Below are 10,741 nucleotides of genomic sequence, written 5' to 3' on the forward strand. Positions count from 1 at the left end.
TGCTGCGCGCGCCCCTCCGAAGGGCGCGCGCAGCACTCGCATTACGGCGTCCAGGGCGGTGCGATGGCCCAACTGCTGTCGGCCGTCAGGGTTTGCGGTCGGTTGGAGTCGGTGCCGTCGCCCGACGCGATGTAGACGGCGGCGCTGTAGTGCCGCAGGTACGAGCCCGGCAGGTTGATCGATTCGAAGGTCACGCCCGTGCCGCCGAGTCCCGGCCGGGCGCAGAAGGTGGCGTCCGCGCGGAACAGCGCCGAGCCGTCGTCCGGCGAGTTCCGGACCCTCGAATTGGCGTGCCTCAGGTACTGGCCGGGGTAGTTGACCGACTCGAACGAGTAGCACGACGAGTCCGCCAAGCCGCGTCGGACGGTGTAGGTGGCATCGGCCTTGAGAAGGGCGCTGCTGTTGGCGTCGACCACGTCCGTGTACGCGAGGCTGTCGCGGTGACGCAGGTACCGGTCGGTGTAGCCCCACGTCGTCACCCTCAGGGACTGGCGGGTGTCGGTGGCCAGGTGCACCGAGCTGCGCCACAGAGCGGGCGCGGTGGTCTCCCAGGTCACGTCCGCGGTGAAGCTCGCCGGGGCGTCCCACGGGTTCGGGCCGCCGGAGCGGGAGAGGTACACGTTCTCCGCGTAGTGGCGGAGGTAGGCGCCCGGGTTGTTCAGGGCTTCGAACGAGGTCCCGCCTCCGGCGAGACCCGGCCGTGCGCACCAGGTGGCGTCGGCGCGGAACGTGCCACCGGTGTCGCTGTCCGTCCGGACCCGCCACGACGCGTGGCGGAGGTAGCGGCCCGGTTGGTTGACGGATTCGAAGGAGTAGCAGCGGGGATCGGCCAGGCCGGGGACCGTCCGGTACGAGGCGTCCTGGCGGGCTTGGTCGGGACCGGCCGTGGTGATGACGTCGGTGCGGGCCAGTGAGTTGGCGTGGCGGAGGTAGCGGTCGGTGTAGCCGGGAGTCGTCACGCGGAAGGAACGGACGTGGCCCGCGGTGAGCTTGACCGGCGAGTTGAGGTTGCGTGAGGTGTCGATCAGGTCCTGGTGGGCGGCGCGGACCTGGGCCGTGTCGACCTTCTGGACCCGGCGGTCGTACGTGAACAGGCCGTTGTACTCGCCCTCCACGTCCGTGATCTCCGTGTACACGTACGCCGAGACGCCCTTGGTCGTCATCAACTGCCGGACGTCGCGGACCATGCCGGTGTACCGGTCGTTGAGCTGGGCCGTGCTGAAGACCTGTTCGTAGGCGAAGAACTGGCCGTTGGGGCTGTACTCGTGGCCCGGGTTGCGCAGGCCGATGCCGCCGAACTCGCCCAGCGCGGACACCCTGGTCGAGGACGGGCGCGGGGCGTCGGGGCCGGTGTAGACGTGCCAGTCGATGATGTCACCGGTGCCCGGGTCGCCCTTGGAGGCGCAGCAGTTGTAGCCGCTGTGCGCGTTCATCAGGCGGGTCGGGTCGTAGTTCTTGAGCGCTGTGGTGACCCGCTTGGTGTCTTCCAGGTTCCACTCGCCCCAGCCCTCGTTGAACGGCACGTAGGTGATCACGGCCGGTGAGAACCGGTGCTCGTCGATGATCTCGCGGGCCTCGGTCTCGAACTGGGCGATCTGCGCGGGCGTGCGGTTGGCGTCCGAGGTCGGGGTGGACGGGACGTCCTGCCACACCAGGAGCCCCAGCCGGTCGGCGTGGTAGTACCAGCGGGCCGGTTCGACCTTGATGTGCTTGCGGACCATGTTGAAACCCAGGTCTTTGTGCTTCTGGAGGTCGTAGGCCAGGGCCGCGTCGGTGGGCGCGGTGTACAGGCCGTCGGGCCAGAAACCCTGGTCCAGGGTGCCGACCTGGAAGACGAACTCGCCGTTCAACGTCGGCCGCAGCACGCCGTCCACCAACTTGGTGCCGACCTCGCGCATCCCGAAGTAGCTCACCACCCGGTCGACGGTCACCCCGCCGGCGTTGCGCAGCGAGACGCGCAGGTCGTACAGGTGCGGGTCGTCGGGCGACCAACGCCGGGCGTTCGGGACCGGCACGGTGAACTCGGTGAAGCCGCCCGTGGCGCTGCCCACGACGGTCGTGCCGGTCATCGCTTCGGCGAACACGCTGTGCCCGTTGACGTTCCCTCGGGTGAAGACCCGGACGCGGGCGGTGTTGTCGGTCAGGTTCGGGTAGATGTCGACGGAGTAGATCGACGACGCCGGGGTGGGTTCCAGCCACACGGTCTGCCAGATGCCCGACGACGGCGTGTAGAAGATGCCGCTGGGGTCGTTGACCTGCTTGCCCACCGGCTGCTTCTCACCGCGCCCGTTGGTCGGGTCGTACACGCGGACGACCAGTTCGTTGGCACCGCCGCGCAGTTGGGCGGTGATGTCGATTTCGAACCGGTCGTAGCCGCCGCGGTGGGTGGTGACCTGCGTGCCGTTGACCCACACCGTGGCCTCGTAGTCGACCGCGCCGAAGTGCAGTTGGACGCGGCGGCCGTTCCAGGCGGCCGGGACGGTGAACGTGCGGCGGTAGAACATCAGGTCGCGGTTGTCGTTGCGCATGACGCCGGACAGGCCGGACTCGATCGGGTAGGGGACCAGGACCCGTTCGGGCAGGGTCCGGCCCAGGGGCGGGGCGGCGTAGCGGTCGACGTTGCCGGCGGCGTCGGTGGCGGGGTTGAGGAACTCCCACTCGCCGTTGAGCGACTGCCACTCCGGGCGGGTCATCTGCGGGCGGGGGTACTCGGGCAGCGGGTTGGTGGTGGAGACCTGGCCGGTCCACGGCGTGGTCAGCGGCGGCGGTTTCGGGACCACGGCGGCGGACGCGGTCGGGGCGACGAGCCCGGTGACCAGGGCGGTCACCGCTAATGCGATCAGGCGACGCATCGGACTCCTTCAGGGCAGGGAACGTGCGACGACGTGACTCGCGTCACTCGAATGGTTTTTACATCGTTGGTACAACGTTGTAAAGCCCCGCTGGACGGGTACGATCACACACGCTCAACAACCGGGAGGCAGCGGGTTGGCCACGCTCAAGGACGTCGCCGAGCTAGCCGGCGTGTCGGTGAAGACCGTGTCGAACGTGGTCAACGGCCACGCCTTCGTCAAGCCGGAGAACCGCCGGCGGGTGGAGGAGGCGCTGGCCGCGACCGGCTACCGGCCCAACCTCGGCGCGCGCAACCTGCGCCGGGGCCGCACCGGTTTCCTCGCCCTGGTCCTGCCCGAGCTGGGCATCCCGTACTTCTCCGAACTGGCCGGGCTGGTGCTGCGCGCGGCGCAGGCGCACGAGTGGAACGTGCTGATCGAGCAGACCCTGGGCACCCGGGACGGCGAGCGGGCGGCGCTGGCCGCGCTGGGCACGCACCTGGTGGACGGCGCGATCGTGAGCCCGGAAGCGTTGCTGGAGACCGATTTCGCGGACCTGGCGCTGCCGGTGGTGATGCTCGGCGAGCACACCGTGGACCTGCCCATCGACCGGGTCGGGATCGACAACGTCCGCGCGGCGCAGGAAGCCGTGGCGCACCTGGCCTCTTTGGGGCGCAAGCGGATCGCGGCGATCGGCGCGCACCCGGCGCGGGGCACGGCCGCGTTGCGCCTCAAGGGCTACCGGGCGGCTTTGGCGGCGGCCGGCCTGCCGTTCGACGAGTCCTTGGTGGCCACCGCCCTGCACTACCACCGCGCCGAGGGCGCCGCCGCGATGAAGTCCCTGCTGGAGCTGCCCGACCCGCCGGACGCGGTGTTCTGCTTCAACGACCTCCTCGCGGTCGGCGCCCTCCGCACGGCCGCCGACCTGGGCCTGCGGGTGCCCGAGGACCTGGCCGTGGTCGGCTTCGACAACAACGAGGAAGGCGCTTACCACCGCCCGTCCCTGACCACGATCGCGCCCGACAAGGCCGCCATCGCCGAGGAAGCGGTGACCCTCCTGCGGCACCGCACGGAGAGCCCGGACCGACCACACGAACAAGTGCAGACGCCGTTCAGGTTGGAAATTCGCGAGAGCACGGGCGGCTGATCGGCGAGCATGGTCGTCATGCGCACGTTCGAAGAGCTCGGCGATCGAGCTGACCGAGTACTTCCTGGGCCCCCAGTCGGGTCCGGACGGCCGTGACCCGCACGCCGAGGCCGACGAGGCGGAGAAGGCGGGCCTGCACGTCGAGGACGTGCGCATCGCCCGGTGCCGCATGGAGTTCTTCGACATCGGCGCGGTCGTCTACATCCTGCGCAAGTGCGTGTGGTGGGTCCCCGACTTCACCGTCGACCGCTACCGCGACACCCTGCGCCGCATGGACGCCCGGATCCGCGCGGAGGGCAGGTTCGTCGCCCAGTCCACCCGCCACCTGTTCGACCTGCGCCGCTACTGACCGACCCCTGGCCCTCCGCAGGACTGCGGAATGGTGAGATGGTCGAGCCGACGACGTGAAGAGGACTGGGACATCGGTGCGGGGGGGCGCGGACATGAGCGGTGCGAGCTTGCTGGAGAGACTTTCCGACCGGGTGGCGGGGGCGCTGCTGGAACTGGGCGGGCCGGTCGGGTACGGGTCGGGCGAGGTCGTGTTCAGCGAAGGCGGCGACGACGGGCACGCCGTCCTGGTGCTGACCGGGGCCGTGAAAGTCAGGGCGACCGACGAGGCTGGGGACGCGGCGCTGCTCGCGGTCCTGTCCGCGGGCAACCTGGTCGGTGAGATGGCCGCGCTGGACGGCCAGCCCCGTTCCGCCACGGTGGTCGCGTGCGGCCCGGTCACCGGGCGGCTCATCCCGCAGCACCAGCTGCTGGACTTCGTCGACTTCCACCGCGAAGTCCTGGTGGAGCTGTTCCGGGTGCGCGCCGACCAGGTCCGCTGGGCCAACGAACTCCGCCGCGCCATGCCGCACCACGCCGCCACCCGGATCGCGCGGGTCCTGGGCCACCTGGTGCGCCACCACGGTTCCCGGACCACCGGCGGCTGGACCCTGGACCTGCCGCTGACCAACGTCGAACTGGCCTCGATCGCGGGCATGAAGTCCCGCACGGCCGAGAAGGCGTTCAGCCGGCTGCGCGACGCGGGCGTGGTCCTCACCAGCACCCGCCGGGCCGTTCTCGTCCCCGACCTGCCGCGCCTGGACCTCATCGCTTCGGGGCAGCAGCTCCCCTAGCGGATCGCGCGGCGGGCCTGCCACTTCGCCCTGTGCGGCAACACGAACACGTACAGGTCGGTGAAGAACAGCAACGCCGGCGGGAACAGCGGTTGCGAACAGAGGACCGCCCACGACCCGCCCGCAGCTCCGCCGACGCCTGACCACCGGCCTGCTCGCCCTCGCCTTCCCCGCCACGACCGCCCGGTACGTGCGCCTGGACGTCACCGCGAACACCGGCTGGCCCGCCGCCCGCGTGTCCGAGTTCGAGGTCCACGGCCCGACCGGCGGCGACACCCAGCCCCCGACCGCCCCGGCAACCTCACCCTCACCGAACCGACCTCCGGCCAGATCCGCCTGACCTGGCGGGCCTCCAGCGACAACACCGGCGTCACCGGGTACGTCGTCTACGCCAACGGCACCGACCGCGCCACGGTCACCGACACCGCCCACACCGACACCCAGCCGGCGGCGCGACGATCACCGCGACCGCCGGCGCCACGGGCACGGTCGCGGAAATACCCCTTCCCGCGGGGCCGCTTACTGGTTGCCTGGCGTCACCAGGCCGGATTCGTAGGCCAGGACCACCAGTTGGGCGCGGTCGCGGGCGTGGAGCTTGGTCATGGCGCGGTTGACGTGGGTCTTGGCGGTCAACGGCGTGATCACCATGTGGTCGGCGATCTCGTCGTTGGACAGGCCGCGGGCGACCAGGACGACGGCCTCGCGTTCCCGGTTGGTGAGCTGGTCGAGGACGGCGCCGGTGGTCAGGTGCGGCGGCTGGGTGACGTAGCGGTCGATCAGCTTGCGGGTGATCGAGGGGGCGAGCAGCGCGTCACCGCGGGCCGCGACCCGGACCGCGTGCAGGAAGTCCTCCGGTTCGACGTCCTTGACCAGGAACCCGGCGGCCCCCGCGCGCAGCGCGTCGAAGACGTACTCCTCCAGGCCGTAGTTGGTGATGATGACGACGTGGGTGCCGGCGAGATCCGGGTCGGCGGCGATGCGGCGGGTCGTCTCGACCCCGTCGAGGACCGGCATCTGGATGTCGACCAGGGCGATGTCGGGCCGCAGTTCGCGGATGCGGTCGAGGGCTTCGCGCCCGTCACCGGCTTCGGCGACCACTTCGATGTCGTCCTCGGCGTCGAGGAGGGCGCGGAAGCCGCTGCGGATGAGCGGCTGGTCGTCCACGAGCAGGACCTTGATCACGACTTGCGCTCCACGGGGAGTTCGGCGTGGACGGTGAAGCCGCCGCCGGTGCGGGGTTCGGCCCGGAGTCGCCCGCCGAGGGCGGTGACCCGTTCGCGCATGCCGAGCAGGCCGACGCCCGGGGTGGGGCCGGCGGTGGCGCCGGTGCCGTCGTCCTCGACCAGGATGTCCAGGGCGTCGGGGCGGAAGTCGATGCGGACCTCGGCGCGGGCGGCGTCGGCGTGGCGGGTGATGTTGGTCAGCGATTCCTGGACGATCCGGTAGGCGGTGCGCTCGACGGCCGCCGGCACGTCCTGCCGCGGGCCGTCGATGGTCAGGGTCAGGTCCAGCCCGGTCGCGCGGGCCTGCTCGACGAGCCCGTTCACGTGGTCGATCCCGCGCGGCGGCGACACGTCGTCGTCGCGGAGCGCACCCAGGGTGGCCCGCAACTCCCGCGTGGCCTCGCGCCCCGCGTCCCGGATCGCCAGCAACGCCGGCGGCACCTCCTCCCCGCGCTTGCGCGCCAAGTGCACGGCCGCTTCAGCCTGCACCTTGATGACGGAGATCTGGTGCGTCAACGAATCGTGCAACTCCCGCGCGATGTGCAACCGCTCCTCGTTGGCCCGGCGCCGCGCGGTCTCCTCCTTGGTCCGCTCGGCTTCATCGGCCCGCCGCTCGGCCTGCCGCAACGCTTCCCCGGCGCCCGCGACCCCGACCAACCACCCGATCTCCAGGACGCTGCGCGCGTGCCGGAACGAGTCCGCCGCCGCGCCACCGGGCTCGGCCAGCATGTCCGCGAACGGCAGGGCCAGCAACAACCCCACCGACCCGATCACCACGGGCCACCGGTGCCCGGCCCGCATGGCGGTGTACACGGCGACCAGGTACGCGACCGCCGGCAGGTCCAACCCAGCCGCCTGCGCCCCCACCGCGCACACCCCGGTGACCCCGAGCACCACCCGCGGCCACTCCCGCCGCCACACCAACGCCAGCCCGCCGACGACCGGCAGGAGGTACGCGGGCCAGCTCGCGGACTGCGCCCCGGAAACCCCGGTGACCACCAGGATCGCCGCGACCCCGACCCCGATCCCCCAGTCCCACGCCACCCCCCGCCGATCTCTCATACCCCGAACCTTAACGACCCCGTCCCCGCCGAACGTCCTCCCCGCGAAGCACCCACCACCTACCGCGCCCGCGGTACTCCGGTCCTCCCTCGCGGGGCCGGTGGGGTGAGTCGCTTAGGCTGGTCGCATGATCTTCTACTCCGACGACGAGAGTCGTACGCTGCGCAAAGCCGTCTTCGGCGTGATGGTCCTCGTGTCCCACGCCGACCCCGGACCCGTGATCCAGGAGCGCTACGCCGGGCTCAGAGCCCTGACCAACCTCTCCCCCGAACTCCGCGTCGTCCTGCACGCCGCCCGGGTCGACCTGTCCTCGCTGGCCGACGCCGAGTTGGAGAGCGAAGTCCTCGAAGCCCTCCGCAACTCGATGAAGATCCTGTCCGCCAAGGACCCCGCCGAGGCCGCCACGTTCCCGCAGGCCGTCGAGGCGATCTGCCACGAGGTCGCCGCCGCGGACGGCCAGGTCGCCGACGTGGAGGCCGCCGTGATCGCGAAGGTCCGGGACGCCTTGGCCTGACCAGACCCGGTCCGACCCTGACCTCCCCTCACCGAAAAGAAAAATTGTCAGGACAATCCGTCTTGTCGTAGAGTTGGCGCAACGACACGAACGGAGACAACGCCATGTCCTTCCAGGCCTACCTCGACGCCATCGAGAAGAAGACCGGCAAGACCCCCGCCGAACTGCTCGCCGAAGCAACCGGCCGCGGCTACGACCCGACCACGAAGGCCGCCGTCGTCCTCGACTGGCTCAAGACCGACTACGACCTGGGCCGCGGCCACGGCATGGCGTTGTTCCACGTCCTGAAGAACGGCACGGAGATCAGCGACAAGCACGTCGGCAGCACGGGGAGCCACCGCGACGAGTCGACGACGCTGCGGATCGACGGCCTGGCGAACCGGTAGGCCCCAAGGCGCCCGGAGCGGGCGGGCGACCGCGCGGGCGATGCCGTCGGCGGCGCACGACGCGGTCACCGTCCAGGCCGCCGCGACGATCACGCAAAGACGTCGACACCTCGCACCTCCCGGCGGAGACGAGCAACAGTACAGCGAGTGCTGTACTGTTCCGTCCATGCTGAAGTGCGAGACGCGGGAAGACGCGTTGGCCCGGCTGGGCAAAGCGCTGTCCGACCCGACCCGTTGCCGCATCCTCGTGGCGCTGCTGGACGGCGTGAGCTACCCCGCGCAGCTCGCCGACCACCTGGGCCTGACCCGGTCGAACGTCTCCAACCACCTGTCGTGCCTGCGCGGCTGCGGGCTCGTCGTGGCCACCTACGAGGGCCGCCAGGTCCGCTACGCCCTCGCCGACGCCCACCTGACCCGGGCGTTGAACGAGCTGGTCAAGGTCGTCCTCGCGGTCGACACCACCGAGCCGTGCCTGAACGACGAGGAGGTGCCCGCATGAGCACGTGCACCGACGGGTGTTGCGGGACAACGGTGGTCGACACCCGACGACGCGAGGTGTTGACGCGCCGGGTGCGGTGGCTGGTCGCGGGGACGATCGCCTACAACGTGGTCGAGGCGGTCGTGGCGATCACGGCCGGCGCGATCGCGTCCTCCACCGCCCTGATCGGGTTCGGGCTGGACTCGGTCATCGAGGTCGCGTCCGCGGTCGCGGTGGCGTGGCAGTTCTCCGGGGCAGACCCCGAGGCCCGGGAGCGGACGGCGTTGAAGGTGATCGCCGTGTCGTTCTTCGCGTTGGCCGCCTACGTCGCGGTCGAGGCGGGACGGGCGTTGCTGGGCGCGGAACCCGCCGAGCACTCGACGGTGGGCATCGTGCTGGCGGCGGTGTCGTTGGTCGTGATGCCGGTGTTGTCCCTCGCCCAACGCCGTGCCGGCCGGGAACTCGGGTCGGCGAGCGCGGTGGCGGATTCGAAGCAGACGCTGCTGTGCACGTACCTGTCCGGCGTGCTGCTGGTCGGGTTGCTGGTGAACTCGTTGTTCGGCTGGTACTGGGCGGATCCGGTGGTGGCGCTGGTGATCGCGGCCGTGGCGGTGCGCGAGGGGCGCGAGGCGTGGCGCGGGGAGCACTGCTGTTGATCAGACCGTGGTCGGACCCCGGACCACGACCCCGGTCCGATGTGTCCGAGCGGGCGGCCCGCGAGGCTGGTCGGCATGGGACTTCCACACCAGACCGCCGGCGTGGCGGTGGCGATGTCGTTGTGCTTCACGATCCCCGCGCAGGCGGCCGAACCGGTCGGGTACACCCGCGCCGAACTCCAGCAGGACGTGGACGCGTTGCACCGGCGCGGTGTGCTCGGGGCGCAGGCGCGGGTGGTCACCGAGCGCGGGACCGGGTGGGCGGTGGCCGGCGGGGTGGCCGACGTGCGGACCGGGCGGCCGGTGCCGACCGGCGGGCACTACCGGATCGCCAGCAACACCAAGAGCTTCGTCGCCGCGGTCGTGCTGCAACTGGTCGGTGAAGGCAGGCTCGGCCTGGACGACACCGTCGAGCAGCACCTGCCCGGCCTGATCCGCGGCAACGGCAACGACGGCTCGGCGATCACCGTCCGGCACCTCCTCCAGCACACCAGCGGCCTGCACGAGTACCGCGCGGCCCTGCCCGGGCAGGGCCGCGAGGGCTTCGAGCAGCACCGGTTCGACCACTACGAAGCACGGCAGTTGGTCGCCCTCGCGGTGTCCCGCCCGCCGGACTTCGCGCCCGGAACCGACTGGCGCTACAGCAACACCGGTTACGTCGTGGCGGGCCTGGTCGTCGAGGCGGTGACCGGGAACAGCTGGCGGGACGAGGTCGAGCGGCGGATCATCCGGCCGTTGCGGCTGACCGACACGCGGGTGCCCGGCGACGACCACCGCCTGCCCCACCCGCACGCGCGGGCGTACCAGCAGTGGGAGTTCGGCGGCGAGCTGTCGGACACGACCGAGTTCAACCCGACCGTGAGCGACGCGGCCGGCGAGATCACCAGCACGACCCGGGACGTGAACCGGTTCTTCCGCGCCCTGGTCTCCGGCGAACTGCTCCGGCCCGCGCAGCAGGCCGAGTTGACCCGGACCGTGCCGGCGGGTGGTGACCTGGCCTACGGGCTCGGCCTTTACCGGAAACCGTTGTCCTGCGGCGGACACTACTGGGACCACGGCGGCAACACGGCCGGCGTGATCAGCCGCGGCGGGGTGTCGCCGGACGGCAGGCGCAGCATCGCCATGGCGTTCACCGGGGCCCACGGCGAGCGTCCGCAGGACATCGCCGAGCTGGCCGCGTCCTCGGACCGGATCGTCGACCGGCTGTTCTGCGAGCGCTGAGGGGTCGAGCGCTGAGGGGTCGAGCGCTGAGGGGTCGAGCGCTGAGGGGTCGAGCGCTGAGGGGTCGAGCGCTGAGGGGTCGAGCGCTGAGGGGTCGAGCGC

General features: G+C 71.2%; 11 protein-coding genes. 8 read left to right on the forward strand and 3 right to left on the reverse strand.

Annotation, left to right across the window (positions count from 1 at the left end):
* Positions 1-41 precede the first annotated feature (41 nt).
* Positions 42-2,852 carry an AbfB domain-containing protein gene (locus RIN75_RS30385; RefSeq protein ID WP_309115478.1) on the reverse strand — a complete coding sequence of 937 codons (2,811 nt, stop codon included), beginning with the start codon at positions 2,850-2,852 and terminating at the stop codon, positions 42-44.
* Positions 2,853-2,988: 136 nt separating this feature from the next.
* Here RIN75_RS30385 and RIN75_RS30390 point away from each other — a divergent pair, with 136 nt between their 5' ends.
* The 3 genes from RIN75_RS30390 (at position 2,989) to RIN75_RS30400 (ending at position 5,099) form a co-directional block, all read left to right on the forward strand.
* Positions 2,989-3,978, forward strand: coding sequence for a LacI family DNA-binding transcriptional regulator (locus tag RIN75_RS30390; protein WP_309115479.1), 990 nt, complete (start codon positions 2,989-2,991; stop codon positions 3,976-3,978).
* 148 nt (positions 3,979-4,126) lie between these two features.
* Positions 4,127-4,327 (forward strand): hypothetical protein, encoded by a 201-nt coding sequence (locus RIN75_RS30395; RefSeq protein ID WP_309115480.1) that lies wholly within the window; start codon positions 4,127-4,129, stop codon positions 4,325-4,327.
* A 94-nt stretch (positions 4,328-4,421) separates the two neighbouring features.
* Positions 4,422-5,099, forward strand: a complete 678-nt coding sequence (locus tag RIN75_RS30400; RefSeq protein ID WP_309115481.1) for a Crp/Fnr family transcriptional regulator — start codon at positions 4,422-4,424, stop codon at positions 5,097-5,099.
* 519 nt (positions 5,100-5,618) lie between these two features.
* Here the strand turns inward: RIN75_RS30400 and RIN75_RS30410 are convergent.
* Together RIN75_RS30410 and RIN75_RS30415 are read right to left on the reverse strand one after the other, a co-directional pair.
* On the reverse strand, positions 5,619-6,281 hold the full coding sequence (locus RIN75_RS30410) for a response regulator transcription factor (protein WP_309115482.1): 663 nt from the start codon (positions 6,279-6,281) through the stop codon (positions 5,619-5,621).
* On the reverse strand, positions 6,278-7,384 hold the full coding sequence (locus RIN75_RS30415; RefSeq protein WP_309115483.1) for a sensor histidine kinase: 1,107 nt from the start codon (positions 7,382-7,384) through the stop codon (positions 6,278-6,280). The genes RIN75_RS30410 and RIN75_RS30415 overlap by 4 nt, the downstream gene beginning before the upstream one ends.
* A 127-nt stretch (positions 7,385-7,511) precedes the next feature.
* Here RIN75_RS30415 and RIN75_RS30420 point away from each other — a divergent pair, with 127 nt between their 5' ends.
* The 5 genes from RIN75_RS30420 (at position 7,512) to RIN75_RS30440 (ending at position 10,639) form a co-directional block, all read left to right on the forward strand.
* Positions 7,512-7,898 (forward strand): hypothetical protein, encoded by a 387-nt coding sequence (locus RIN75_RS30420; protein WP_309115484.1) that lies wholly within the window; start codon positions 7,512-7,514, stop codon positions 7,896-7,898.
* 104 nt (positions 7,899-8,002) lie between these two features.
* The gene (locus RIN75_RS30425) at positions 8,003-8,284 is read left to right on the forward strand and encodes a DUF4287 domain-containing protein (protein ID WP_309115485.1); all 282 of its coding nucleotides are present in this window, start codon (positions 8,003-8,005) and stop codon (positions 8,282-8,284) included.
* A gap of 166 nt (positions 8,285-8,450) precedes the next feature.
* A complete protein-coding gene (locus RIN75_RS30430; RefSeq protein ID WP_309115486.1) occupies positions 8,451-8,783 on the forward strand; it encodes a metalloregulator ArsR/SmtB family transcription factor in 333 nt (110 codons plus the stop codon).
* On the forward strand, positions 8,780-9,418 hold the full coding sequence (locus RIN75_RS30435) for a cation transporter (protein WP_309115487.1): 639 nt from the start codon (positions 8,780-8,782) through the stop codon (positions 9,416-9,418). The genes RIN75_RS30430 and RIN75_RS30435 overlap by 4 nt, the downstream gene beginning before the upstream one ends.
* 75 nt (positions 9,419-9,493) lie before the next feature.
* On the forward strand, positions 9,494-10,639 hold the full coding sequence (locus RIN75_RS30440) for a serine hydrolase domain-containing protein (RefSeq protein ID WP_309115488.1): 1,146 nt from the start codon (positions 9,494-9,496) through the stop codon (positions 10,637-10,639).
* Positions 10,640-10,741 lie beyond the last annotated feature (102 nt).

It is taken from the genome of Saccharothrix sp. (assembly GCF_031180885.1).
Taxonomy (GTDB): domain Bacteria; phylum Actinomycetota; class Actinomycetes; order Mycobacteriales; family Pseudonocardiaceae; genus Actinosynnema.

What these genes read in the sequence shown, in the direction of transcription:
- RIN75_RS30425 (WP_309115485.1), top strand. Translation starts at nt 8,003, where the DNA reads ATGTCCTTCCAGGCCTACCTCGACGCCATCGAGAAGAAGACCGGCAAG.
- RIN75_RS30430 (WP_309115486.1), top strand. Translation starts at nt 8,451, where the DNA reads ATGCTGAAGTGCGAGACGCGGGAAGACGCGTTGGCCCGGCTGGGCAAA.
- RIN75_RS30400 (WP_309115481.1), top strand. Translation starts at nt 4,422, where the DNA reads ATGAGCGGTGCGAGCTTGCTGGAGAGACTTTCCGACCGGGTGGCGGGG.
- RIN75_RS30385 (WP_309115478.1), bottom strand. Translation starts at nt 2,852, where the DNA reads ATGCGTCGCCTGATCGCATTAGCGGTGACCGCCCTGGTCACCGGGCTC.
- RIN75_RS30420 (WP_309115484.1), top strand. Translation starts at nt 7,512, where the DNA reads ATGATCTTCTACTCCGACGACGAGAGTCGTACGCTGCGCAAAGCCGTC.
- RIN75_RS30440 (WP_309115488.1), top strand. Translation starts at nt 9,494, where the DNA reads ATGGGACTTCCACACCAGACCGCCGGCGTGGCGGTGGCGATGTCGTTG.
- RIN75_RS30415 (WP_309115483.1), bottom strand. Translation starts at nt 7,384, where the DNA reads ATGAGAGATCGGCGGGGGGTGGCGTGGGACTGGGGGATCGGGGTCGGG.
- RIN75_RS30435 (WP_309115487.1), top strand. Translation starts at nt 8,780, where the DNA reads ATGAGCACGTGCACCGACGGGTGTTGCGGGACAACGGTGGTCGACACC.